The sequence below is a fragment of the Methylophilus aquaticus genome (assembly GCF_030769565.1).
Taxonomy (GTDB): Bacteria; Pseudomonadota; Gammaproteobacteria; order Burkholderiales; family Methylophilaceae; genus Methylophilus; species Methylophilus aquaticus.
This window is the reverse complement of sequence record NZ_JAVCAP010000022.1, coordinates 1-24,178: the sequence shown is the minus strand read 5'-3', so window position 1 is coordinate 24,178 and position 24,178 is coordinate 1. Positions and strand designations below refer to the sequence as shown.

At 49.9% G+C, this 24,178-nt stretch carries 28 protein-coding genes, 2 tRNA genes and 3 pseudogenes; 19 read left to right on the top strand and 14 right to left on the bottom strand.

Translation table 11 applies throughout. The features are described from left to right. Positions 1 to 82 precede the first annotated feature (82 nt). Positions 83 to 173 (top strand) — tRNA-Ser (locus Q9291_RS11060). 33 nt (positions 174 to 206) lie between these two features. Here Q9291_RS11060 and Q9291_RS11055 read toward each other — a convergent pair. Genes Q9291_RS11055 through uvrB form a run of 4 tightly spaced genes read right to left on the bottom strand, consistent with a single transcriptional unit; the run spans position 207 to position 3,970 of the window. Beyond that, on the bottom strand, positions 207 to 755 hold the full coding sequence (locus Q9291_RS11055; RefSeq protein WP_306390110.1) for a hypoxanthine-guanine phosphoribosyltransferase: 549 nt from the start codon (positions 753 to 755) through the stop codon (positions 207 to 209). Between the two features lie 20 nt (positions 756 to 775). Continuing rightward, on the bottom strand, positions 776 to 1,645 hold the full coding sequence (gene galU, locus Q9291_RS11050; protein ID WP_306390109.1) for a UTP--glucose-1-phosphate uridylyltransferase GalU: 870 nt from the start codon (positions 1,643 to 1,645) through the stop codon (positions 776 to 778). A gap of 25 nt (positions 1,646 to 1,670) precedes the next feature. Then, the gene (locus Q9291_RS11045) at positions 1,671 to 1,940 is read right to left on the bottom strand and encodes a SemiSWEET transporter (RefSeq protein ID WP_306390108.1); all 270 of its coding nucleotides are present in this window, start codon (positions 1,938 to 1,940) and stop codon (positions 1,671 to 1,673) included. Beyond that, positions 1,937 to 3,970 carry an excinuclease ABC subunit UvrB gene (gene uvrB / locus Q9291_RS11040; RefSeq protein WP_306390107.1) on the bottom strand — a complete coding sequence of 678 codons (2,034 nt, stop codon included), beginning with the start codon at positions 3,968 to 3,970 and terminating at the stop codon, positions 1,937 to 1,939. Before uvrB ends, Q9291_RS11045 begins: the two co-directional genes overlap by 4 nt. 161 nt (positions 3,971 to 4,131) lie before the next feature. On the opposite strand from uvrB, the gene Q9291_RS11035 reads away from it, so the two are divergent. Both Q9291_RS11035 and Q9291_RS11030 read left to right on the top strand, forming a co-directional pair. Beyond that, positions 4,132 to 5,145 (top strand): S1 family peptidase, encoded by a 1,014-nt coding sequence (locus Q9291_RS11035; RefSeq protein ID WP_306390106.1) that lies wholly within the window; start codon positions 4,132 to 4,134, stop codon positions 5,143 to 5,145. A 132-nt stretch (positions 5,146 to 5,277) separates the two neighbouring features. After that, positions 5,278 to 6,489 carry a pyridoxal phosphate-dependent aminotransferase gene (locus Q9291_RS11030; RefSeq protein ID WP_306390230.1) on the top strand — a complete coding sequence of 404 codons (1,212 nt, stop codon included), beginning with the start codon at positions 5,278 to 5,280 and terminating at the stop codon, positions 6,487 to 6,489. 93 nt (positions 6,490 to 6,582) lie between these two features. Here the strand turns inward: Q9291_RS11030 and Q9291_RS11025 are convergent, their stop codons facing one another. Continuing rightward, positions 6,583 to 7,887 (bottom strand): AsmA-like C-terminal region-containing protein, encoded by a 1,305-nt coding sequence (locus Q9291_RS11025; protein WP_306390105.1) that lies wholly within the window; start codon positions 7,885 to 7,887, stop codon positions 6,583 to 6,585. Positions 7,888 to 8,009: 122 nt separating this feature from the next. Between Q9291_RS11025 and Q9291_RS11020 the strand changes: the two genes are divergently transcribed. The 9 genes from Q9291_RS11020 (at position 8,010) to Q9291_RS10980 (ending at position 17,210) form a co-directional block, all read left to right on the top strand. After that, a tRNA-Asn gene (locus tag Q9291_RS11020) sits at positions 8,010 to 8,085 on the top strand. A gap of 267 nt (positions 8,086 to 8,352) precedes the next feature. Further along, a complete protein-coding gene (locus tag Q9291_RS11015) occupies positions 8,353 to 9,384 on the top strand; it encodes a sulfite exporter TauE/SafE family protein (RefSeq protein ID WP_306390104.1) in 1,032 nt (343 codons plus the stop codon). 114 nt (positions 9,385 to 9,498) lie between these two features. Further along, complete coding sequence (locus Q9291_RS11010; protein ID WP_306390103.1) at positions 9,499 to 10,809, top strand: paraquat-inducible protein A; 1,311 nt, start codon at positions 9,499 to 9,501, stop codon at positions 10,807 to 10,809. After that, complete coding sequence (gene pqiB / locus Q9291_RS11005; RefSeq protein ID WP_306390102.1) at positions 10,799 to 12,463, top strand: intermembrane transport protein PqiB; 1,665 nt, start codon at positions 10,799 to 10,801, stop codon at positions 12,461 to 12,463. The genes Q9291_RS11010 and pqiB overlap by 11 nt, the downstream gene beginning before the upstream one ends. A 24-nt stretch (positions 12,464 to 12,487) precedes the next feature. Beyond that, positions 12,488 to 13,084 (top strand): PqiC family protein, encoded by a 597-nt coding sequence (locus Q9291_RS11000; protein ID WP_306390101.1) that lies wholly within the window; start codon positions 12,488 to 12,490, stop codon positions 13,082 to 13,084. A 98-nt stretch (positions 13,085 to 13,182) separates the two neighbouring features. Next, the gene (lysM, locus tag Q9291_RS10995) at positions 13,183 to 13,683 is read left to right on the top strand and encodes a peptidoglycan-binding protein LysM (RefSeq protein ID WP_306390100.1); all 501 of its coding nucleotides are present in this window, start codon (positions 13,183 to 13,185) and stop codon (positions 13,681 to 13,683) included. Between the two features lie 49 nt (positions 13,684 to 13,732). Next, positions 13,733 to 14,014: a hypothetical protein gene (locus Q9291_RS10990; protein ID WP_306390099.1), complete on the top strand. Its 282-nt coding sequence runs from the start codon at positions 13,733 to 13,735 to the stop codon at positions 14,012 to 14,014. A 183-nt stretch (positions 14,015 to 14,197) separates the two neighbouring features. Then, positions 14,198 to 15,766 (top strand): sensor domain-containing diguanylate cyclase, encoded by a 1,569-nt coding sequence (locus Q9291_RS10985; RefSeq protein ID WP_306390098.1) that lies wholly within the window; start codon positions 14,198 to 14,200, stop codon positions 15,764 to 15,766. Positions 15,767 to 15,995: 229 nt separating this feature from the next. Further along, the gene (locus Q9291_RS10980; RefSeq protein WP_306390097.1) at positions 15,996 to 17,210 is read left to right on the top strand and encodes a cation:proton antiporter; all 1,215 of its coding nucleotides are present in this window, start codon (positions 15,996 to 15,998) and stop codon (positions 17,208 to 17,210) included. Between the two features lies 1 nt (position 17,211). On the opposite strand, the gene Q9291_RS10975 is transcribed toward Q9291_RS10980, so the two are convergent. The 4 genes from Q9291_RS10975 to Q9291_RS10960 are packed head-to-tail and all read right to left on the bottom strand — an operon-like array spanning position 17,212 to position 19,065. Further along, positions 17,212 to 18,231 (bottom strand): NAD(P)/FAD-dependent oxidoreductase, encoded by a 1,020-nt coding sequence (locus Q9291_RS10975; protein ID WP_306390096.1) that lies wholly within the window; start codon positions 18,229 to 18,231, stop codon positions 17,212 to 17,214. Beyond that, positions 18,219 to 18,455, bottom strand: coding sequence for a TIGR02450 family Trp-rich protein (locus Q9291_RS10970; RefSeq protein WP_306390095.1), 237 nt, complete (start codon positions 18,453 to 18,455; stop codon positions 18,219 to 18,221). The genes Q9291_RS10975 and Q9291_RS10970 overlap by 13 nt, the downstream gene beginning before the upstream one ends. A 53-nt stretch (positions 18,456 to 18,508) precedes the next feature. Beyond that, a complete protein-coding gene (locus Q9291_RS10965; protein ID WP_306390094.1) occupies positions 18,509 to 18,808 on the bottom strand; it encodes a type II toxin-antitoxin system RelE/ParE family toxin in 300 nt (99 codons plus the stop codon). Continuing rightward, positions 18,805 to 19,065: a YlcI/YnfO family protein gene (locus Q9291_RS10960; protein WP_306390093.1), complete on the bottom strand. Its 261-nt coding sequence runs from the start codon at positions 19,063 to 19,065 to the stop codon at positions 18,805 to 18,807. The genes Q9291_RS10965 and Q9291_RS10960 overlap by 4 nt, the downstream gene beginning before the upstream one ends. A 194-nt stretch (positions 19,066 to 19,259) precedes the next feature. Here Q9291_RS10960 and Q9291_RS10955 point away from each other — a divergent pair, with 194 nt between their 5' ends. Both Q9291_RS10955 and Q9291_RS10950 read left to right on the top strand, forming a co-directional pair. Further along, positions 19,260 to 19,532, top strand: coding sequence for an antitoxin (locus Q9291_RS10955; RefSeq protein ID WP_306390092.1), 273 nt, complete (start codon positions 19,260 to 19,262; stop codon positions 19,530 to 19,532). Then, positions 19,529 to 19,933 (top strand): type II toxin-antitoxin system VapC family toxin, encoded by a 405-nt coding sequence (locus Q9291_RS10950; RefSeq protein ID WP_306390091.1) that lies wholly within the window; start codon positions 19,529 to 19,531, stop codon positions 19,931 to 19,933. Before Q9291_RS10955 ends, Q9291_RS10950 begins: the two co-directional genes overlap by 4 nt. A 13-nt stretch (positions 19,934 to 19,946) precedes the next feature. On the opposite strand, the gene Q9291_RS10945 is transcribed toward Q9291_RS10950, so the two are convergent. From Q9291_RS10945 to Q9291_RS10930, 4 genes are read right to left on the bottom strand one after another with little or no spacing between them, the layout of a single operon-like run. Continuing rightward, positions 19,947 to 20,201, bottom strand: coding sequence for an FAD-dependent oxidoreductase (locus tag Q9291_RS10945; RefSeq protein ID WP_306390090.1), 255 nt, complete (start codon positions 20,199 to 20,201; stop codon positions 19,947 to 19,949). Beyond that, positions 20,198 to 20,434 carry a TIGR02450 family Trp-rich protein gene (locus Q9291_RS10940; RefSeq protein WP_306390089.1) on the bottom strand — a complete coding sequence of 79 codons (237 nt, stop codon included), beginning with the start codon at positions 20,432 to 20,434 and terminating at the stop codon, positions 20,198 to 20,200. Before Q9291_RS10940 ends, Q9291_RS10945 begins: the two co-directional genes overlap by 4 nt. A gap of 53 nt (positions 20,435 to 20,487) precedes the next feature. After that, positions 20,488 to 20,787, bottom strand: coding sequence for a type II toxin-antitoxin system RelE/ParE family toxin (locus tag Q9291_RS10935; RefSeq protein ID WP_306390088.1), 300 nt, complete (start codon positions 20,785 to 20,787; stop codon positions 20,488 to 20,490). Further along, positions 20,784 to 21,044: a YlcI/YnfO family protein gene (locus tag Q9291_RS10930; RefSeq protein ID WP_306390087.1), complete on the bottom strand. Its 261-nt coding sequence runs from the start codon at positions 21,042 to 21,044 to the stop codon at positions 20,784 to 20,786. Before Q9291_RS10930 ends, Q9291_RS10935 begins: the two co-directional genes overlap by 4 nt. A 195-nt stretch (positions 21,045 to 21,239) precedes the next feature. Between Q9291_RS10930 and Q9291_RS10925 the strand changes: the two genes are divergently transcribed. The 5 genes and pseudogenes from Q9291_RS10925 to Q9291_RS14165 form a co-directional block, all read left to right on the top strand. Continuing rightward, positions 21,240 to 21,512 (top strand): antitoxin, encoded by a 273-nt coding sequence (locus Q9291_RS10925; RefSeq protein WP_306390086.1) that lies wholly within the window; start codon positions 21,240 to 21,242, stop codon positions 21,510 to 21,512. Next, the gene (locus Q9291_RS10920) at positions 21,509 to 21,913 is read left to right on the top strand and encodes a type II toxin-antitoxin system VapC family toxin (RefSeq protein ID WP_306390085.1); all 405 of its coding nucleotides are present in this window, start codon (positions 21,509 to 21,511) and stop codon (positions 21,911 to 21,913) included. The genes Q9291_RS10925 and Q9291_RS10920 overlap by 4 nt, the downstream gene beginning before the upstream one ends. Positions 21,914 to 21,993: 80 nt before the next feature. Then, positions 21,994 to 22,913 (top strand): annotated as a pseudogene (locus tag Q9291_RS10915) (IS3 family transposase); the annotation flags it as partial. A 256-nt stretch (positions 22,914 to 23,169) separates the two neighbouring features. Next, entirely contained in the window at positions 23,170 to 23,667 is a 498-nt protein-coding gene (locus tag Q9291_RS10910; RefSeq protein WP_306390084.1) for a hypothetical protein, read from the top strand. Between the two features lie 30 nt (positions 23,668 to 23,697). Beyond that, positions 23,698 to 23,820 (top strand): annotated as a pseudogene (locus Q9291_RS14165) (IS3 family transposase); the annotation flags it as partial. Positions 23,821 to 23,919: 99 nt separating this feature from the next. Here Q9291_RS14165 and Q9291_RS10905 read toward each other — a convergent pair. Next, positions 23,920 to 24,178 (bottom strand): annotated as a pseudogene (locus Q9291_RS10905) (IS110 family transposase); the annotation flags it as partial.

Genomic DNA, 24,178 nt, shown 5'->3' with positions numbered 1-24,178 from the left:
ATTGAATGTTCACCCTCACGCATAGTAGACTAGCGTCCCGTCATCGGGAAACCCTGATGCTTGCCTATCAAGCTTCAGATCAGGAGAAGTGGCAGAGCTGGTTGAATGTACCTGACTCGAAATCAGGCATACGTGAAAGCGTATCGAGGGTTCGAATCCCTCCTTCTCCGCCAGCAAAAATATTTTGCAGATCATTAAGCATGTGTCTATGCCTGCTGGGTTAACGCCCGAATTTCCGGCAGGTTACGCCACCAACCATAGACATCCATGCCGCAGCCAAACACATAGCGATTCGGCACAACCAACCCAACAAAATCTGCATGCAACGGTTTTTGCAAGCCATTGTCTTTTTCGGTGAGCACGGCGGTGAATACTTGTTTTGCACCGGCCTGTTTGCAATAGTTGACCACCTCTGCAAGGGTAATGCCTTCGTCCAGAATGTCGTCCACCACCAGCACAATGCGCCCTTGCAAATCAGTATCGGGATGTTTGGACCAATCGACCTGACTGCCGCTCAAGCCGTGGTAGCGATTGGCTTGCAGATAATCCAATTGTAATGGGCAACGCAACCCTGCCATCAGCCTTGCAGAGAGATAAAGCCCGCCGCGCATTACACACATCATCACAATCGGCTCATCCGGCAGCGTGGATTGCATATGCTGCATCATGGTATTAATGGCAATATCAACTTCAGAGGCCGTATAAACGACCTCTGAAAGTTGCAACCAATGCTCAGCGGCTTGCACAGTCGTCATACTTTTAAACGCCTTTAATATTAAATACTCAAGGTTTTTAAATAAGCTTTGAAGCTATCTGCAATTTCCGGGTGTTGCAATGCCAACTCAACGTTTGCCTGCATAAACCCAAGTTTACTGCCACAGTCATAGCGTTTACCATGGTAGCGATAGGCCAATACTTTTTCATATTGCATCAAGGCAGAAATACCATCGGTCAATTGAATTTCGCCTCCTTTGCCAGGCTTGACATGTTCAAGACAGTCAAAAATACGCGGCGTGAGCACATAGCGGCCGACCACTGCCAGATTAGAGGGCGCCTCTTCGGGCTTTGGTTTTTCAACCATGCCTTTCACTTCAAGCAAATCTTCGCTTTGCGGAATCGCATCAACGACACCGTAGCTACTGGTTTCTTCGGGTGCGACAGTTTCAATACCCAGCACAGAACATTGCTGTTGCTCAAATACATCCACCATTTGTTTGGTAATAGACACTTCACCACATAGCAAGTCATCTGCCAGTAACACGGCAAAAGGCTCATTACCGACAACAGGTTTGGCGCACAACACGGCGTGGCCAAGACCCAAAGCTTGGGACTGACGGATAAACACACAACTCACACCTTTAGGCAGAATACTACGTACGATATCCAGCAGCTTCTGCTTATTCGCTGCCTCTAGCTCAGCTTCCAGTTCATAAGCCTTGTCAAAGTGGTCTGCAATTGAGCGTTTATTCCGTCCGGTAATAAAAATCAGCTCAGTGGCACCCGCGGCAATGGCCTCTTCGGCAGCATATTGAATCAGCGGTTTATCAACAACGGGCAGCATCTCTTTTGGACTGGCTTTAGTTGCTGGTAAAAAGCGGGTCCCCAGACCGGCAACCGGGAAAACAGCTTTTGTAATCTTTTTCATGGCAATATCCTAATCATTTTATTTTTTAATTTGCACTCAGCATAAATTTTAATTTTAACAAAAGAACCACCCCAGCCAATACTACAGTAATTGCATTCGCAATAATAATTGGCCAATCGTGATTGATTACCCCATACACCAACCACAATGCAACACCTGTTGTAAAAATCAAATACATGGGCATGGAGATTCCACTTAAATCTCGCGTGCGCCAAGAGTAAATGACTTGCGGTATAAATGATACAGTAGTGCAGAATGCTGCAAATGCACCAATAAACGTGTTAATTTCCATCATTTCAGATCCACTATCTCAGCACCAAAAGCTTGCAATTTGAGCTTTTTTAATTGATCCCGCAGTTGGGCAGCTTTTTCAAACTCCAGGTTTTTAGCCGCATCGTGCATGGCCTTTTCAACCCGTTTTAATTCTTTAGTGACCTCTTTCTCACTCATGCTGGCATAGCTGGCCTGCTCCTGTGCAGCCTTGCGCTCGCGATGCGCTTCGTCTTTGTCATACACGCCTTCAATGATGTCCTTGATGCGTTTGGTCACGCCCTTGGGCGTAATGCCATTGGCAGTATTAAACGCGGTTTGGATTTTACGCCTGCGCTCGGTCTCATCCATCGCCAGTTTCATGCTGCGCGTGATTTTATTCGCATAAAAAATGACTTTACCATTCAGGTTACGCGCAGCCCGCCCGGAGGTCTGGATTAACGAACGCTCCGAACGCAGGAACCCTTCTTTATCTGCATCCAGCACCGCGACCAGAGAGACTTCCGGAATATCCAGGCCTTCGCGCAACAGATTAATCCCGATCAACACATCAAATTCGCCCAAGCGTAGATCACGGATAATTTCCACACGCTCCACCGTCTCAATATCACTATGCAAATAGCGTACCTTCACGCCGTGTTCAGATAAGTAATCTGTCAGGTCCTCTGCCATGCGTTTGGTCAGCGTGGTGGCCAGCACCCGCTCGCCAACCGCCACCCGTAGCTTGATTTCCCCCAACAAATCATCCACTTGCGTATCCGCAGGTTTGACAATAATTTCCGGGTCGATCAGTCCGGTGGGGCGTGCAATCATCTCCACCACTTGCTGCTGGTGATTTTTTTCATATTCTGAAGGAGTCGCCGATACAAATACGCACTGGCGCATAATGCGCTCAAACTCTTCAAACTTGAGCGGCCTGTTATCCATGGCGGAGGGCAAACGCCAGCCATAATCGACCAGATTGGCTTTACGCGACCGGTCACCCAGATACATGCCACCGATTTGCGGCACGGTCACATGGCTTTCATCAATAATCATCAAGGCGTCTTGCGGCAAATAATCAATCAGCGTGGGCGGGGGTGAGCCTGAAGGGCGGCCCGTCAGGTGGCGGCTGTAGTTTTCAATGCCTTTGCAAAAACCGATTTCGTTGAGCATTTCCAGATCAAAACGGGTGCGCTGCTCGATGCGTTGCGCCTCGACCAGCTTGTTCTCGCCCAGGTAAAACTTCACGCGATCACGCAATTCCTGCTTGATGGTTTCCATGGCACGCACAGTGGCCTCACGTGCGGTCACGTAATGACTGGATGGGAATATCCTGAAGTTATGTATTTTGTTGAAGACCTGACCCGTCAGCGGGTCAAACAATTGAATAGTATCAATTTCATCATCAAACAGACTGATACGTACAGCCGTCTCGCTGTTTTCAGAAGGAAAGACATCAATAATGTCACCGCGCACCCGAAAACAACCCCGCCCAAAGTCGAAGTCATTGCGGTCGTACTGCATCGCAATCAAATGCGCTACCACATCTTTTTGCAGTATTTTCTTGCCTTGGTGAATATGCAGCACCATGCCATGGTATTCCCCCGGGTCGCCGATACCGTAAATGGCAGACACGGTGGCCACAATCACCGCATCTTCTCGCTCGAGCAAGGCCTTGGTGGCAGACAAGCGCATCTGCTCGATATGGTCATTGATACTGGAATCTTTTTCGATAAACAAATCGCGGGAAGGCACATAGGCTTCCGGTTGGTAGTAATCGTAATAACTGACGAAATACTCCACCGCATTATTGGGGAAAAACTCCCTGAACTCGCTGTACAACTGCGCGGCCAGGGTTTTATTGGGGGCCATGACTATTGCGGGTTTGCCAGTGCGTGCAATCACATTGGCCATGGTGTAGGTTTTACCCGAACCGGTCACGCCGAGCAGCGTTTGAAATTTAAGGCCGGACTCAATGCCGGCAGTCAATTTCTCGATGGCTTGCGGCTGATCGCCTGCTGGCGGAAAAGGCTGATGCAACTCGTATTTACTATTAGGAAACGTAACAATCACAACCGGAATCAATCATAGGCAATATTCACTTATTTTAACTGTTTTATGCCACTTAGTCGCGGACAATATAGTACCCAGATTAAAAATGTGTACACTGAACTTTACTGAGTAAAGTAGAGTCACTTCAACACGATTAACGCACAAATGATTAGGGGTCTAATGTGAAATATTTTCTGGCTGCAACACTGCTCCTGCTTTCAACGCTAACGCAAGCCTATAACCAGCAAGCGCTGATGAGCTCTTACTTTGGTGTGGTGCTGATTCGCGGCTACAACCAGGATGGCGGCATGGCCTACGGCTCCGGCGTGGTCGTGGCAGAAAACGAGGTGGTGACCAACTGCCACGTCTTGCGCGCCACCAAACAACCCTGGGTTTCCCGTGGAGAAGACAGCTATCCGATTACCAGCGTACGCGCAGACACCTGGCACGACCTCTGCCTGGTCACCACCCATGCCATGCCCTTCCAGCCAGTCCCGCTCGGCAACAGCAGCAGCCTACAGCGCGGACAGGAAATTACCGCCATCGGCCACTCCAATGGCGTACCAGCACCGATCACTTCTGTCGGCGAAATTCAGGGACTGTATCCGACTGAAACCGGTTTCATGATACGCAGCAGCGCAAAGTTTCTGATGGGCGCCAGTGGTAGCGGCTTGTTTGATATGGATGGAAAACTGGTCGGCATCAATACCTTTAAAACCGCAGGCAATGGCGGCAGCATTCACTTTGCCCTACCCGTAGAATGGTTAAAAACACTTGCCAGCTTGCCTGTCTCGCAAACCTTCCCTGTCAGTGGTAAAGCCTTGTGGGAGGAAGACGAAGACAAAAAACCTTACTACATGCGTGCTGCGGTACCAGAATCACGCCAAGACTGGGCAGCGCTTGAAACCATTGCTCTGGCCTGGACCCGAAGTGAAAAAAATAGTCCGGATGCTTGGTTCAGCCTGGGCATGGCGGAGCAGCAACTTTTGCATTTCAGCGCAGCAGCCCAGGCTTACCAGCACTCGGTGACATTGGACCCCAATTTTGTTGAAGCGTTGTTCAAACGTGGCCATATGGCTAAAAAACTGGGGGATGGTGAGACTGTGAGTGCGGTAGAGACACGCCTGCGCCAGATTGACCCGCAACTTGTGCCGGTTTACCAGACATTCATGGGGTGCGAAGGCAGCTGCCACTAAAATTTACACCACAATTTTCATTTTAAAAACCTCGGGTTATGCTTCCACACCAGAGGTTTTTTGCGTAAAATAATGCGTTTTTAATTTTTTTACGCAGGCTTAGGCTTGCTTTATGCAACACACAAGGATTCCATCTTGAGCGACGCCGCCAACGTGCTGTCAGCACGCGTTTTATCCATTAAAGAATCACCAACGTTGGCCATCACTGCCAAAGCTGCTAAGTATAAGGCAGAAGGCCGTCCGATTATCGGTCTGGCGGCTGGCGAGCCCGATTTCGATACCCCACAACACATCAAAGATGCAGCCAAAGCGGCCATTGATGCCGGATATACCAAATACACACCGGTGAGTGGAATTCCTGCGCTTAAAAAAGCTATTGTGCACAAATTCAACACTGAAAATGGTTTTGATTACGCCATGAACGAAGTGATTGTGGGCGTGGGTGGCAAACAAACCATTTTTAATTTGTGTCTGGCCGTCTTAAACGCCGGTGACGAAGTCATCATCCCCGCACCATACTGGGTCAGCTATGCTGATATCGCCATGGTGGCCGAAGCCAAGCCTGTGATCATCGAGTGCGGCATTGAGCAAGGATTTAAATTACTACCAGCGCAACTGGAAGCCGCCATCAACGCCAACACAAAGCTGGTCATCCTGAACTCTCCATCCAACCCGACAGGGGCGGTTTACACGCTGGATGAGCTCAAAGCATTGGGCGCCGTATTACTCAAACACCCGCACGTACTGGTAGCTACTGATGATATGTATGAGCATGTTAACCTGACTGGCGAAAAATTTAATAACATCCTGAATGCTGCCCCAGGCCTCAAAAACCGTTGCATCGTCTTAAACGGTGTTTCCAAAGCCTACTCCATGACAGGCTGGCGTATCGGCTACGCAGCCGGACCGGCCAACATCATCAAGGCGATGGAAATCCTGCAAAGCCAATCGACTAGCAACCCGACTTCCATTTCGCAATATGCAGCCGAAGCCGCACTCAGTGGCTCGCAAGAATGCATCAAACCGATGGTGGCTGCTTTCCGTGACCGCCACACCTATGTGGTAAATCGTTTCAATGCCATGCCGGGCTTAAGCTGCCTGATGGCCGGTGGAGCATTTTATGCGTTCCCTGATGCAAGACAGGCCATCAGCAACCTCTACCAGACAGGGAAAATCAAAGACGCCTCCGATATGGCTCTCGCAGAATACCTGCTGGAGCAACACAATGTCGCACTAGTGCCAGGTTCTGCCTTTGGTGCAGAAGGTTATTTCAGGATTTCGTTTGCGACCAGCATGGACAACCTGCGCGAGGCGCTGGATCGCATTGAAAAAGCACTCAGCTGATGGTGCTGGTCATATACTCAAAGACCTGACAGCCCCAAAATAAAAAAGCGCCACCAGGCGCTTTTTTTATGCGAACAAACGCTAAAAGATACTTCAGTCACGCCCAAACAGTTTTTTAAACTGGCTCCCGGCCTTGATGCCCAAACTGGTGCCAACCCCCGGCATGAGCGCAGTCCCAACCGCAGCGCCCAAAGCAGCAGCCTTGTCCGGCAATACTGTTGGCGCGTCAACAGTGCCGCCAACATCAAGCGGCACTTCCAGCATACCTGCCGTTGCTTTAACAGCCACAGTCACCGCCCCTTCAAGCTGCTTGCCATCGAGTACATCCACATTGCCTTTGGCTGTCATCAGGCCGGACTCCAACTCCAGCTGTTTGAACTGGGTGCGCTTGCCCTGCACCTTTAATTGCGTGCGCAAGGTGTCAAATGCAGTCTCGCCCCCCTGTCCGCCCTGCTTGAGCAGTAGTTTTGCGATTTTGACCAGGTCAATGCCGTGCAGCACGCCCTCTTTCACTTCCAGCCGTGCCTCCACCCACAAATGATCCAACAAGCCTCCAAGCTGGGCAGTCTCCGCCCCCAGTGACCCGTTACCGGACAACCCTCCACTCAGATATGGGCCGCGCCCCGTGCGAGTCAAGGCCCGCATGGCCACCCCCTGTAACTGAAACTTGCCACTGGCTTTCGCGCTAGATTGCCAGCCAAGCTCGCCTTGCCCGGTCACTTTACCATCCAGCATGCGCAACTCAACCTGAGTAATATGCAGCGCCTTGGCTTGCAAGCTTGCCCGCACCTCCCCCTCATCTACTTTTAACCGATGTCCAGGCAGCACGAAATCATGCAATTTGACCTGAAGCGCCTGCGCTTGCCCCTGAGGGAGCAAGTCTGCAACCAAGGTACGATCATGCGTCTCCAACCTTAAGCTTTGCAGTGCGTTATCCGCCAGCCCGGCACTTGCCCGCATCACCGGCAACCCGACCAAAGCACTGACATCCAGATGATCTATCTGAACCTGCTTGACCAATACTGGAGCATTTGCATCTGACTGGCGACCTGCCAGCCTGGATTGCACGATATCATATGCCACGAGCGCAGTCTTTTTCACCAGCACACCATCCATCATCACGCTGATGACACGCTGCGCCGAGAATATGCTGGAGAGCTCAGGAACGACTGACAGCTCTTCAACGCTGACATCACTGCCTCCCCCCACATGTACACCATGCGCCACAACCCGCGGACTGGGCAATAACTGGATTTTTGCACTATCGATGACAAGCGGAACACCCAGCACATCAGACGCGTGTTGTTCTGCCTGCCTGACATACGGCGCAAGCGGGATCAGCAGCGGCAACAACCATATTGCAGCAACAAATACAAGCAGCACAATCCACTTTTTCATCAACAGCACCCGTTTTTTTGGAGATTACATAGTAGCATCAAAAAATATAAAAAATTTGTGAAAAAGAGGTTGACCAAGGACAGCCCTCTCAGTATTATAGCGCCTTCAAACGACGTACCGATTCCTCAATAGCTCAGTCGGTAGAGCGCCGGACTGTTAATCCGTAGGTCCCTGGTTCGAGCCCAGGTTGAGGAGCCAAATACAAAAAGGCCTTGCAGAAATGCAAGGCCTTTTTCTTTATTCTTGAGCTATATGAGCCCGCCCTGGCTTTCGTCGCTATCCAAAAAAACCCCCACCCATCTATTTCTGGTCAGTATTAGGTCGCATGTTAGGTCAATCGACTGGCTTTATACTATACATATTTTCAGCACCTGGCCTGACTATGCGCGCTGTTGCAGTTTCGATATTCCGCACAGTCTGCAAGCTGCACGGTTATCCTTTTACATCTTGAGTTACTGAGTCGCTATGCTTTATGTATCGCTGTTTATCGCCGCATTACTGGCGTTTTCCATCAGCCTGATTTGCGGGGGTGGCGCTGGCCTGCTGCTGATTCCCATACTGGGGTATAGCTTGCCCGCGGCACAAGTACCAGCCGCGTTGTCTATCGGCACATCGGTAAGTTCAGTCACCAAGATTGTCTTGTTCTTTCATGAGATTGAATGGCGCATCGTCAAGCTGTTTTTGCCCGCCGCCATTGCGGGCGTATTTTTTGGCGCGTGGCTACTCAGTTATCTGGCCCCGATGTATGTGGAGTTATGCATGGCAGTTTTCTTGCTCTCCAACCTGCCATATCTATTTAAAAAGGAAAGCACTACTGCACATGCGGCGCATCCACCAGCTTACCTGTTGCCTTTCATAGGCTTGCTGGCAGGGGCTATTTCAGGGCTGACAGGGGCGGTAGGCGTATTGTTTAACCGCTTTTATTTACGCTATGGCATGTCTAAGGAGCAAATCGTTGCCACGCGCGCGGCAAACGAAATCATCCTGCATATCATTAAATTGATTTTGTATGCCTGCTTTGGCTTATTTACCCTGAAGGTACTGATGTTGGGGCTGATCGTTGCGCTGGCAGCCATCCTTTCCACCACCCTGATGAAACGCATGCTTCCTGCAATATCCATCCGCCTGTTTAGCAAGATTGGCTATTCGGCTATGGTCATTTCTGGCGTCGTGTTGTTCAATAGTGCGATCATCAATATACAAAGGGCGCACAATCCGGCAATCTACATCCAGCATGTGGCCAAAGGCTATGATGCAGAAATCAGCTGGGATGATGTGTTTTACACGGTTGAATTTAAATATAACGAAGGCTTTGAATTCGAAAAAATCGTGCCTTTGGCTTCATTACCTGCTGAAAAACAGCAGTGGCTGGCAGGCCAGCGGGCAGGCGCACATAAAATTGTGATTGAAAAAGTCTATGCGGTGGGCAGTATTTCTTATGAAGCGTATTTTTATGATGCATCGAATGTGCTGCGCAAGAAAATAGAGTTCAATTAAAAGGCCTGTGCACCAGAACGAGCTTCACGCTAGAATGAACTTGTCACCGCATTCAGTTTCTCAACTTGAAACACGCTACCTCCCCCATCTGGCGGGTCAACCACAGCAACCCTGATGCAGGCATTTGTTGCGATAACAGAAGGTGAAGAAAACCCATTGACCACGCATGTTTACAAAAAACGTCGTCGCGCACGGGCATGCACTGCCTGTGACCTGGTGTGCCTGTTGCCTGTGTTGCGCCCTGGCGAACAGGCCAATTGCGCGCGGTGCAGGCATGTACTCGCCAGGCGCCACCTGCATCCGGTGCAGCGCAGTATTGCGTTGGCGATCACGGCATTGATCAGTCTGCTGATTGCCGTGACCTTTCCTTTTATTGGCGTAGAGGCCGGTAGCCTGGATAACCAGATATTAATAGGCCAGACGGCAGAGGCCCTGCTGATATTGCATCAACCTCTGGTGGCAACGATTGTAGCGGTTACCGTGATTGTACTGCCTGCCCTTTACCTGGCTGGCGTGATCATGATGCAAGCCGGGATGCTGCGAGATATCCAGCGCGACTACAGTGACCCGATTGCACGTACGTTTACAAAACTGCACCCATGGATGATGGCGGATGTATTCATTATCGCGGCGCTGGTCAGCCTGGTAAAACTTGTGGGCATGGCAGAAGTGCACCTTGGTGTTTCGTTCTGGGCCTACTGCCTGTTTGCCATCTTGCTCTTGATGACCACGCGCTCGGTAGACACCGGCTGGCTTTGGTGCTCGCTGGCAGGAGAGCCAGCACCTCCAGCCAATCTCCGCTTCGGCATCAGTGCAGCCGCCCAGCAGATGACAGGTTGCCCGACATGCGGCTTGATCAATAGCTTGTCGGCCTCTGGCACTGGTAAATGTGTACGTTGCGGCGACAGGCTGCACTTGCGCAAACAGCAGAGCCTGCAACGCACCCTGGCCTTACTGTTTACTGGCGTGGTCTTGTATATTCCGGCCAATACCTACCCGATGATGATCACGACAAGTTTTGGACAAAGCCACTCGGCAACGATTATCGGCGGGATGATTGAATTCTGGAAAAGTGGTTCACAGCCAATTGCAGTGATCATTTTTGTGGCCAGCATTCTGGTGCCTGTACTCAAAATGCTGACACTCATTCTGCTATCATGGGCAGTCTATCAAGGGGCTGCAACCCATGCCCTGCATAAAACCCGGCTGTATCACCTGACGGAATTGATAGGCCGCTGGTCGATGGTCGATGTGTTTGTGGTTGCGATCATGGTCGCTTTAATTCAGTCAGGCAATTTAATGTCGATCACCCCCGGTCCGGCAGCACTCGCATTCTGTGCGGTAGTTGTGATTACCATGCTGGCCGCCATGGCCTTCGACCCGCGACTGATCTGGGATAGTCAAGGAAACAGACATGAGTCATAGCACCCCACCCTCTTTACACACCACGCTGGCCAAGGTTCGCAAACAGGCCAGCGTCTCTCCTATCTGGATCGTGCCGATTGTGGCATTGCTGATTGGTTGCTGGCTGATCTATGATAACTACACCAAGGCGGGCAAGCAGATCACGCTGTCGATGTCGAATGCCGAAGGCATTGAAGCGGGCAAAACCAAAATCAAAGTGCATAGTGTAGATATTGGCCTGGTTGAACAAGTCAAACTGTCACAAGACCTCAGCCATATTCAGGTGCTGGCGCGCATTGCGCCCGAGGCACAGTCGATGCTGGTAGCCGATACCCAGTTATGGGTGGTGAAACCACGTATCGGGCTCGAAGGTATCAGCGGACTGAACACCGTCATTTCCGGCGCGTATATTCAGTTACAACCTGGCAAAAGCATGGAGGAAACCAACCAGTTTACCGTGCTGGATCAACCGCCGATTTCGCTCAATGGTGCCAAAGGCCTGCACATTGACCTGACGGGAAAAGTAGGCAACGCATTGCGTGTGGGCGACCCGGTGAGCTATCAGGGCTTGCGCGTGGGGCGCGTGGTCAGTGCCACCTTTGATCCGCAGCAACGCCATATGAAGCATGAACTGTTTATCGAACACCCCTACGATGTACTGGTGACCGAAAATACCCGTTTCTGGACCACAGTAGGGATAGACCTCAAACTGGATTCCGAGGGATTCAAGGCCAACATACCCACCATAGAGTCACTGATTGCCGGTGGCGTCAGTTTTGGACATCCCGATGACAGGCCCATGGGTAAGCCTGTTCACTCGGAAACCACATTCGAGCTGTTCCAGAATGAAGAATCCGCCCGTCAGCAATTGTATGACCAGTATCTGGAGTATGTGCTGCTGGTGGACGACACCGTACGCGGCCTGTCAAACGGGGCGCCGGTAGAATTCCGTGGTATCCGTATCGGCACGGTGATTAACGTGCCATGGAAATTCAGCTCGCCAGAGCGTAAAAAAGATTTCCGTTATGCCATCCCCGTGCTCATCCACCTTGAACCGGGCAGACTGGCCGACAGTGGCCATGCCGACCTGAAGGAATGGCAAAGCCGCCTCTCGGTCATGCTCAAACATGGCCTGCATGCCACCTTAAAATCCGGCAACCTGCTCACCGGCTCCCTGTTTGTCGATTTATCCATGGATAAAAAAGTACACCCTGGCTACAAGCGCCTGACGTTCGAGGGGCTGCCAGTGCTACCCACCACCACGACGGGCATCACGCAACTCGAAGACAAGCTCTCCGAACTGCTGGACAAGCTAAACGGGCTCAAAGTCGAACCCGTGCTGAGTGGCCTGGATAAAAACCTGCAGCAGTCCGAACAAACCATGCAGGAAATCCGCGCCTTGAGCCAAAGTGTGAACGCATTGCTCAGCCAGCCCGAGACACAGCAGATCCCGGCAAACCTTAACCAGACCTTGCGGGAGCTGCGGACCACCATGAAAGGACTGTCGCCAGAGTCGCCGGCCTATCAGGAGCTGACCACCACATTGCAGCGGCTGGAAAAAGTGCTGCGTGACGTGCAACCATTGGTGCGCACCCTGAACGAACAGCCCAATGCCATTTTATTTGACCGCAAGCCAGGGGATGATCCTCTGCCGCTTGCGCCGTCCCGGCAATAAAGGCCGACAATAAGGATAATGTCGATGATGAAAATACCTGATACACGTTTGCGATATCTTCTCCTGATCATGACTTGCCTCAGCCTGAGTGCATGTCTCAGCATTAACAAACCGGTTAAAACAGAACGTTACAGCCTGCCCGAAGTCAGCCCGGCAGTACAGGCAGCGTCTGCAACACAAATACTGGTGTTGCAGCCTGTGGTGCTGGCTGACTTTCTGGACACTGACCGGATTGTGTTGCAAATTGATGATATCAGCCTGCGACCCACCCGTGACCACCTGTGGGCCGATGCACTCTCCAGCCAGTTGGACCGGGCAGTCATCAGCAGGCTAGCCAAGCAATTACCCAATACACAAGTCATGCACCGTCTGGCAAACCAACCTGCCACGGCCATGCAGTTACATATCAAGATAGATCAGTTTCAAGGACATATGAATGGTTATGCTATCGCCAGTGGACAATGGCAGCTTCTCTTGCCAAATACGCACAAGGTCGTGTCACGCGCTTTTAAATTTGAAACACCGTTAAATGAAAATGGCTACCCTGCCCTGGTGCGTGCGCTGGGTAACAATATCGACTTATTAGCCAGCCAAATCAGTCTGGCCATTTCCAGCCAATAAACCGTATATCCTTTCACTACACAAAAAGGTGTTTTACGATGCTCAATTTGCTATGATGAAAGCTCCCAACTTTACAAAAACATATCAGGAGTCTCGCTATGGGTTTATTCGCATTTATCAAGGAAGCCGGAGAAAAACTGTTTGGTACAGGTGAAGCCAAAGCAGCACAAGAAGCTGCAGCCAAAACACCTACACCCGTGAATATAGAGTCCGCAAATGTCACCGCGGCCAAAGCCATACAAAACTACATAGCCAAAAACAATTTACCCACCGATGGGTATGAAGTGAAGTTTGATGCCGCCAGCGGCACGGTGATTGTGCAAGGCAACATCGACACCCAGGCCAATAAAGAAAAAGTGCTGTTGTGTTGTGGCAATGTGGCTGGCGTAGAAGCCGTGCAGGATCAGTTGTATGTGCCAAGCGCAGAACCTGAGGCGAGATTTTATACCGTCGTCAAAGGCGATACCCTTTCAAAAATTGCCAAAGAAATGCTTGGCAACGCCAATGCTTACATGACGATTTTTGAAGCCAACAAACCAATGCTCAACCACCCTGACAAAATTTACCCGGGTCAGGTATTGCGTATTCCACCTAAATAAGCCTGCAAAAACAAGTTCACTCACTCAATTTTTATGCAAAGGACTCAACATGACTCATATACTGCGTTTAATGCTGGTTGCGCTATTAAGCAGCACCTTACTGGTGGCATGCGGCGAAAAATCCACGCCAGCTGAAGAGGCTATGGAGTCGGCAAAAACCCATGCCGAAGAAGCCGGAAGTGAAGCCAAAAAAGCTGCCGAGGATGCGGCAGAAGCCACCAAAGAAGCAACAGCTGAAGCAGTTGCCGAAGCAAAAGTAGCTGCCGAAGATGCAGTACAAGCGGCAAAAGAAGCCGCTGCCAAAGCTAAAGAAGCCACTGAAGAAAAGTAATTTCGCGCCACCTCCATCGCAAAAACCTTGTCGTCCTGGCAATGTTTTTGCGATGCCAACCCCTCAAAACTTTTAACAAACTATTGCATTCATTGCAATCGCTACACGTCATTCGACGGTCACGCTCTTCAACACTTTGATGTACACTCCGTCGATGTTTAGCTATTAATCGGGAACAATTCAGTGCAGTTTCGCGGCATTACTCTACTGGCATTACTGTGGTGCGTGTTTGTGGCACCTGCATGGGCGACGCCGCAAATACTGGCCACGATTTGCCATGACCAGCACGGAATGTCCGTTGCCAGCCTTCCATTGCAAGGGGGAAAATTTGTATGTTCCAGCATACTCAAAGTCCCCGAAACCGGCCGCTATGTGATTGATTTTAAAAACACCACGACCATTGCCCACTTTCAACACGAGTTGATAGACCATTCAGGGGGACGCATTATTCTCAATGGCGGCATTAGCAGTGAAGATCAAAATCCGTTTCTATTACGCCATGGTCGAGAAGTGCACTTATCAGCAGGCACTTACCACCTGATTACCCGCCTCAACTCGCCTTACTACTTGGCTCAACCAGAACTGTTTGTCAGCGAGATACATAGCTATCAGCAACGTATTAACATGAGTAGCGCTGGCGCATTGCTCATGCTTGGCGTGCTGATGGGAATTTTCACTTATTACATTGGCATTGGCATGGCCCGTGGCCATCACACCGAACGCATGTATGCCCTGTTTATTCTCGGCAACCTGATCTTTCAGGGCGCGGCACTGGGCGCCTTCAGCCAGTTACTGGGCTGGCACTGGTTTTACCTCACAAGCCTGCCTATTTTGTTTTCAAATCTGGCTTATGTCAGCTTTGTGTGCCACTTGCTCGGCATCAACCAGTTTAACCGGCCACGCCTTTATCAACTATCCCTGATCGCGCAAAGCTTGCTGGTGGCCATGTTGGTCGCCGCGCTGATGTTTCCCAACTGGATGCTGGAAATGGACCGCTATGGTGTGGGCATATTTCTGTGCTTTGGCCTGATTTGTGGCATACGGCTAAGCCTGCAAAAACATATCACCGCACAGCTTTACCTCGTTGCGATTACAGTATTTGGTATTTTGGGGGGCTTATCCATCAGCGCCAACCGGCTGACCACTCAAATATGGACCATAGAACAGTTGGGGCTGCTGGCGGTAACGGTCGAAGCGGTACTGCTGGCTTTGCTGGTCGCCTACCAGATCAATCGCATGCAGAAGGAAAAAGAACGCATGCTGGCAGAATTGCAAAATACCCGCTCCATCGCCATGACAGATCGCTTGACCGGTATGCCGAATCGGCATGCCTTGGAAAACAAATTAATGCATTTCCCCAAGCACGGCTGCCTGATTTTTTTGGACATGGATAATCTCAAATTTTTCAACGATCACTATGGTCATGAAGTCGGGGATAAACTGCTCAAGCACTTCAGCAGTTATCTTTCTGAAAAACTGGATAACAATGCCCAACTATATCGCCTCGGGGGCGATGAATTTGCCATTGTATGCTACGAAGATGACGTCGAATGGTGCCAGCACCAGGTAGAATATACTAACAAACAGTTACAAAATGAGGGCTTTAATGGCACTGGTGCCAGCATGGGCATCGTGTTTGGGCACGAAGCGCAGGAAACCACCGAACTGATGCGCATTGCAGATAAACGGATGTATGCAGATAAACGATCGCGTAAAGACCGCAAAGAAATGATGCATGCACTACACTCCTAAGCGTAATCCATCCTGTTGTGATCAGCCACCCAATCGGGATTTATTCCCTAAACCTTGAGTTCAACAGGCAGTTTTCTATCAAGTTTGTGCCACGGCGCCCAGAATCATTTAGACTAAAGCCTCAGCCAGATGCGGCTTCCACTCAAGCACAACCAGGTCAACATACGGCAAAACACCTTTCTCGCTACAATGCCTGTCGGGTATATTAAGAAACGATTCAAAAACTGCAATGCCATTACTCACCAGCCTGCTTATTCTTATTGTCATTGCCCGCCTGTTCGGACAGATTTTCCGCCGCTTCAAACAGCCAGCCATCATCGGTGAAATGTTGGCCGGTGTGGTATTAGGGCCGAGCCTGCTCAACTTCATCACTCCCTCGCCCGCACTCTCCGGCATTTCAGAATTCGCTGTATTTTTAATTGTATTGTCAGCAGGGCTGGAAATGAACTTCAAGGAAGTGATTGACTCCATGCGCGGCAAAGGTGTCGTGATCGCCCTGCTCGGTTTTATCCTGCCGCTTACCGGAGGCATTCTGGTAGGCGCTACTTTTGGCATGGATGTCACACGTACGGTTTTTCTGGGGCTCTGTGTGTCGATTACGGCCTTACCTGTCACCGTGAGCATCCTGCAAAGCTTTAAACTACTGGGCTCTGACATTGCACGCTATTCGGTAGCCACCGCAATTTTTAATGACATTGCCGCCTTGCTTGCGCTGGGGGTGATTCTCAACCTGCCAGAACAAAAATCGCTGCAAGCGGTGGGTATCTCCATTTTTCATGCCAGCTGGAAACTGGTGCTGCTATGTGCGCTCATCCTAGGCTTTAATATGTTATTGCAAAAGCTGATTGAAATGGGAGTGCATATTGAGCGCCTGTCAGAAAAACTGGTAGATATCATTGGTAACGAGGCCCTGTTTGGCATTCTGCTGCTGTTTGTGTTGATCTTCGGCTCGGTCAGCGCCGCGCTGGGCTTTCACTTTATTATTGGCGCTTTTTTTGGCGCGCTGCTCATTGATCGCACCTTTTTTCTCGCCTCACGCTACAATGAACTTGAACTGACCCTGAGCTCGATTACAGGCGGCTTTCTGGCACCCGTATTTTTTGCCACACTGGGGCTGGAATTCAAAGTGGAAATTATTGATTCTTTCTGGTTTGTAGCCGTGGTACTGGTGGTTTCCATCGCCACCAAAGTCTTGGCTGGTTGGCTGGGTGGCCGCCTGATCGGCCTGCCCAAGAGCCATGCGCTGGGCATAGGCTTTATCCTCAATGGCCGCGGCGTGATGGAGCTGGTCATCGCCAGCATTGCCTATGAGCGTGGATTTATCGGGCAAGACCTGTTCTCGGTGCTGATTATCATGGGCGTGGTCACCACCATGATCACACCCTTTATGTTCCGCAAATGGATCATGCCCACACTGGCATTGGAATCAGCAGACCGCACCTGAATCAGGCACAAGTCACACTGTGCCCCGTGTTCTGTGCCAGCCTGCTGGCCAACAAATAACCGCTCATCCAGGCACCTTCCACCTTGCCGCCATTCAGCCAGTCGCCACACAAACCCAACTGAGCATCAGCATCCCACATAAAGCCTGCATCCACATAGTCAGCACAATCAGCATAGCGCCAGCGATGTATGCTGTATTCAGCAGGGATGGTGCCTCCAAGCTTGATAAACGCAGCTATCAATTCAGGGGCCACGGCCTCAGCTTCGCGCGCAATATTGGCTTCTGACCATTCCGCACTGGCGTGCAATACCCACACTTCCTGGGTCGCACCCTCTACTGGCAAACGCCCCGGTTTGCTGCTGTCACGCGCCACCCAACTTAAAGGGCCGCTGTTCACAAACACCCCGTCAAACGGCAAATCCAGCGCCTGCGGATAACGGGCCATCAACGCCCAGCAACCACGCATCTTTACCCCACCAGCCAGATCAGTAAAAGGCAACGCCTCTGCGGCCAGCAAGGCATGCGCCTGCGGTGAGGGAATCGCCAGCACCAACTGGTCAAAGGTTTCCGGATACTCACCATGTGCCTGGCTGCGCACATGCCATTTACCCGCCTGCATGCGTAAACCTGTCACGGTGTGTTCAAACGCCACCTCCAGCAACCCGGCCATTTCCCGTGCCGGGGCGGTATTCTTGGGCACGCCCACATAGCGCACTTTTTCAGACTGCTTGGGCGAAAATTGCACGCCATCAGTTTCAAACAAACGCCCATGCCACTCGGCCACCACGCCTGCCTGCAACCACCGTTGCACCTGTGTGGCAAACGCTGGCTGGCTCACCGTGAAATACTGCGCACCATGGTCACACTGCCAGCCCTCCCCCGTGCGCGTAGATACACGGCCAGAAGGACCACGGCTTTTTTCAAACACAGTCACCAAAAACCCTGCCTGCTGCAAGGCCTGGCCACACGCCAACCCTGCCATGCCTGCACCAATCACCGCCACATTTTTCACCGCACCCACCCTTGTTTCCACAATTCAGTATTTTGCAATTCACGCCAGAGGATCTCCTGCCTGCGCCCGGTCATCACCGCTTCAATTTCCACTGCCGTGATTACTTGCGTTTCAAGGTCAGGCATCATCAGCCTGGTCACCATAAAATGCTTTTCTTTGTTCACTGGCTTTACTGTGGTCCATTTGAAATGTAGCAGTTTTTTAGGGTTTATCTGGCGTTTCTGTGTTTGCATGCAAACTCTGACAAGCAGGCCAGAGGATTTATCCAGCCTTATGACTTAAATCGCTAATAAAAATCATCTTCACGCTGATGCCGCACTGCAATAATCGTGATGATATTCGGCTCTTCAATTTCAAACAATGCCACGTAGCCATAAGCACCAAAGCTGATCACCCACTCGCGCAAAAAAGCGTTATCGTCCAACGCTTTTCGACATGTGTATGGAAAAAGCATCAGCGCCTCAATGGCCTGATGAATGCCTTTTAAGGCTTTTTCGGCAGCAGCTCTATCTTGGGAGAGTAAAAATGCATACAAACGCTTTAAATCTTCCCGCGCCGCTTTAGTAAACCGTACGCGGTAACTCAAGGCTTGGTCTCATCCAGCATGGTTTGCAATTCATCCAACACAGCCTCAGCGCTGTAATACTCCTGACTCTGGCGCGCGATATCGGCAGAAGCCAAACCTCGAGTGATAAATGCCTGCTGATGCTGCCTGCGCATAATGTTCGCTTTTAACGCCTCCTCCATAAAACTCGAAAGCGTTTCGCCCTCAGCCAATACCTCCTCAACCGCATCGCGTAATTTTGGCTCTACCCGCAAAGCAGGAATCGTCGCAGTTTTCATAAGGCACCTCGCATGTAATTCATTTGTAATGCAATCTTAGAAGAATCTCCCTGCTCATGCAATTAACATTTGCTCAAGTTTTGAACGTGCTGATTTACTCTACCCCTAAATATGCTCTTACCTTAAAACATCTAAGTTTGAAGTGCACAAAAAATGGCATATACTAATTACATATGCCAACTGGAGATTCTGCCATGTCTAGTTTATCGAAAGCCGCCCCACCTAAAGAAGCAAAGCTTTTTCGCAACAATCGTAGCCAGGCAGTGCGCATTCCTGTTGAGTTTGAGCTACCGGGTGATCGCGTATTGATTCATCGTGAAGGCAACAAGCTGATTATTGAACCAGTCACCCGCCCCGACAATCTCGCCGAATTACTGGCAGAATGGCGTCAAGAACCGCCACTTGCACCAGAAGATCAATTCCCCACCATTGACGATATGCCCGCCAAGCCGGAGAACATATTTTGAGTGGCTACTTGCTAGACACCAACATCATCAGCGACCTGATCCGCAACCCAGCAGGCGCTGCCGCACGACATATTGAACAGATCGAAGCCAAAGACATCTTTACCAGCATCATCGTCGCCGCCGAACTGCGCTATGGCTGCGCAAAAAAAGGATCAGCCAAGCTCACGGAAAAAGTGGAGAATCTACTCGCAACTATCCCAGTACTCCCATTAGAGAACCCAGTAGATACCGAATATGGACGCATCCGCGCAGAACTTGAAGCATCCGGGCAAACCATAGGCATGAATGATTTGCTAATCGCTGCACAAGTCTATAGTTTGAACCTGACACTGGTAACGGATAATCTGCGAGAGTTTGGTCGCATTCATGGCTTGAAGGTTGAAAATTGGCTGGAAAGATAGAGAGCTTTAACTTTTACTCTAACCAATAATATCTCAACGCCACTTGTGTTGTTTTGCAAGACCTGACCCCTGTTATTCGCTCTGGCTGGCTCACCGTGAAATACTGCGCACCATGGTCACATTGCCAGCCCTCACCCGCGCGCGTAGATACACGGCCAGAAGGACCACGGCTTTTTTCAAATACCGTCACCAAAAAACCAGCTTGTTGCAAGGTCTGGCTACACGCCAACCCCGCCATGCCCGCACCAATCACTGCCACATTTTTCACTGCACCCACCCTTGTTTCCACAACTCAGTATTTTGCAAATCACGCCAGGGCATTTCCTGCCTGCGCCCGGTCATCACCGCTTCAATTTCCACTGCCGTGATTACTTGCGTTTCAAGGTCAGGCATCATCAGCCTGGTCACCATAAAATGCTTTTCTTTGTTCACTGGTTTTACCGCTGTCCATTTGGAATGTAGCAGTTTTCTAGGATTTATCTGGCGTTTCTGTGTTTGCATGCAAACTCTGACAAGCAGGCCAGCGGATTTATCCAGCCTTAAGACTTAAATCTCTAATAAAAATCATCTTCACGCTGATGACGCACTGCAATAATCGTGATGATGTCTGGCTCTTCGATTTCAAACAATGCCACATAACCATAAGCACCAAAGCTCATCACCCACTCGCGCAAAAAAGCGTTATCTTCCAACGCTTTGCGGCATGTGTATGGAAAAAGCGTCACTGCCTCAATGGCCTGATGAATACCTTTCAAGGCCTTTTCGGCAGCCGCCCTATCTTTAGAGAGTAAAAATGCATACAAACGCTTTAAATCTTCCCGCCCCTCTTTAGTAAACCGTACCCGGTAACTCAAGGCTTGGTCTCATCCAGCATCGTTTGCAATTCATCCAACACCGCCTCAGCGCTGTAATACTCCTGATTCTGGCGCGCGATATCGGCAGAAGCCAAACCTCGAGTGATAAATGCCTGCTGATGCTGCCTGCGCAGAATGTTCGCCCTTAACGCCTCTTCCATAAAACTTGAAAGCGTTTCTCCCTCAGCCAATACTTCCTCAACCGCATCGCGTAATTTTGGCTCTACCCGCAAAGCAGGAATCGTGGCAGTTTTCATCAGGCACCTCACATGTAATTCATTTGTAATGCAATCTTAGAAGGATCCGTCTGCTTATGTAATTAACATTTGCTCAAGATTTGAAGTTGCTGATTTACTCTATCCCTAAATATGCAGTGACCTTAAAAAGATCTAAGTTTGACGTGCACAAAAAATGGCATATACTATTTGCATATGCCAACTGGAAATTTTGCCATGTCTACTTTACCCAAAGCCGCCCCACCTAAAGAAGCAAAGCTTTTTCGCAACAACCGTAGCCAGGCCGTGCGCATTCCTGTTGAGTTTGAATTACCGGGTGATCGCGTGCTGATTCACCGTGAGGGTGACAAACTGATTATTGAGCCAGTGCCACGCCCAGCCAATCTCGCCCAATTACTGGCCGAATGGCGACAAGAGCCACCACTCGCAGCAGAAGATCAACTCCCACCTATTAACGATATGCCCGCCAAGCCGGAGGACATATTTTGAATGGCTATTTGCTAGACACCAACATTATCAGCGATCTGATCCGTAACCCTTCAGGCGCGGCCGCTCGCCATATTGAGCAAGTGGATGCCAAATACATCTCCACCAGCATTATCGTCGCCGCCGAACTACGCTATGGTTGCGCAAAAAAAGGATCAGCCAAACTCTCAGAAAAAGTGGAGAATCTGCTCGCAACCATCCCGGTACTGCCATTAGAAAAACCCGCAGATACCCACTATGGACGCATCCGCGCTGAACTGGAAGCATCAGGCCAAACGATAGGCATGAATGATTTGCTGATCGCTGCACAAGCTTATAGTTTGGGGCTTACGCTAATTACGGATAATCTGCGAGAGTTTGATCGCATTCACGGCTTGAAGGTTGAAAATTGGCTGGAAAGATAGAGAGCTTTAACTTTTATTGTGACCGATAATATCTCAATGCCACACTTGTGTTGTTTTGCAAGACCTGACCCCATTGATTTGTGCATGCCAAGATTGGACAACTATCGTTGGAGAATGATTTTTTAGAAAGCGCGCTCGCACGGGCGGGACTGCTGAGCGCAAGACGATGATAGATCGCACCCACTCAATGCCAGTCGGCAGGCAATGTCAGTTGCTGCAATTGTCTCGCTCCACGGCCTACTACCAGCCGGTGGAGATTACAGAAGAGAATTTAGCCGTCATGCGCCGCATGGATGAGCTGCATCTGGAATATCCATTTGCGGGCAGCCGCATGCTACGTGATTTGCTGCGCCGTGGTGACTCCCCCACCATTGGACGCAAACGGGTGCAGACGCTGATGCGGCGCATGGGGATGGAAGCCATTTACCGCAAACCCAACACCAGCAAGCGACATCCCAAGCATCCAGTCTATCCCTATCTGTTGCGTGGTCTGAGCATTCACCGATCAAACCATGTCTGGGCAGCCGATATTACCTACATTCCCATGCAGCGAGGCTTTGTGTATCTGTTTGCCGTCTTAGACTGGGCCAGTCGTCGGGTATTATCTTGGCGGCTATCCAATACACTGACCACAGATTTCTGCATAGAAGACGTGAATGAGGCGATTCAGAAATACGGCAGACCTGAAATCTTTAATACGGATCAGGGATGTCAGTTTACCAGCCTGGAATTTACCAGCTTGCTCAAGGCGCATGACATCAAAATCAGCATGGATGGCAAGGGCTGTTGGCGGGATAATGTGTTTGTAGAACGCTTGTGGCGCTCAATAAAATACGAGGAGGTTTACCTGCATGCTTCTGCCAGCGTCACTGCAGCGAAACAAGGGCTGGAAAGATACATCGCAAAATACAACCGCGCCCGCCCGCACAGTTCGCTTGACAGGCTGACGCCGGATGAGTTTTACTTTAAACACCTGCCCGCAACACCCAAGGCAGCTTAAACAGAATCGCAAGATATTTCACTTAAAAAAGCAAACATTCTGTCCAAATAAACGGGTCCACCTCTTTTAATATTGCCCAACGTGGTCACATGTTCTCAGGATATGTCTATCGAAATGTTCAATCAGATAGTATTGGTGTTTATGTTCAGACTTATGGTGCGGGAAGTGGCGGATGGAAGAGTTTAAACGATGAGTGGGTTCAGAAAGGTGGCTGGGGAAAGGTTGATGGTCAAATTAGGAATTGGTTTCTTAACAAATGAATCTGGCATTCTTTACTCTCTCTAAGAAAGAATTACTAGCAACAATTTTTGCTGCATTCGCTGCTAGTTTATTTTTCTCCATATTGACTATAAGTAACATTTCTTTTATGGAAGAAGGCGTGATTGATTATGAGCTTATTCTTCGGACTTTGTTAGGTCTTTTTATTTTTTCGATCCCAGTTACTCTTACTGCAGCTATTCTTTTAATTGTTACTTTTTATCTACTGATCCGTTATTGGGGGCTGGTCAATATTTATACATGTACACTTGTGCCATTTTTTATATTGCTTGTTGCTCAAGTAATTTGGAGTGTTACTCATGAGCCATCGTCATTTAGTCATCTTAGAGTTGGGGGGCATGACCTCTGGCTCAATGGATTCATAGTTTGGGAAAATTGGCCTGCACTTTTTTTCTACTGGAGTGAAGTTGCCGTTTACGGTGCAATTGGCGGAGGTGTTTTTTGGATGTCTCTTTTGAATCGCCCCGACATTTGAGGAGGCTCTTTAAGATGAGAGAATATCAAAATGAAGAGCACAAACAAATTTTCCCCGGAAGTCAAAGCGCGCGCAGTGCGCATGGTGTTAGATCAAAGCAGTGAGTACCCATCGTTGTGGGCGACAGTTGAACATATTAACGAAACGATGGGGTCAGATACCGTCTTGAATTGCAAGCCCCTTTAGCGAAATTTCTGCATCAAAAGGCTTGCCTGACTTCACCACGCCATAAATTATAACCAAGCAACGGGGTCAGATACCGTCTTGAATTGCAAGTCCCTTGAGAGGAATTTCCGCATCAAAAGACTTGCCTGATTTAATCACCCCGTAAATCAAATGCACCAATTTTCGCATCACCGCGCCGATCACCGCTTTAGGTGCCAGCCCGTTTGACCGCATTCTCTCACCAAACACCTTAAGCGCAGGATTATGTCGCAAAGCCACCATCCCCGGCATATAGAGCGCCTTTCGGAGCGCAGCATGCCCAGTTCTCGCAATCATGGTTCTACCT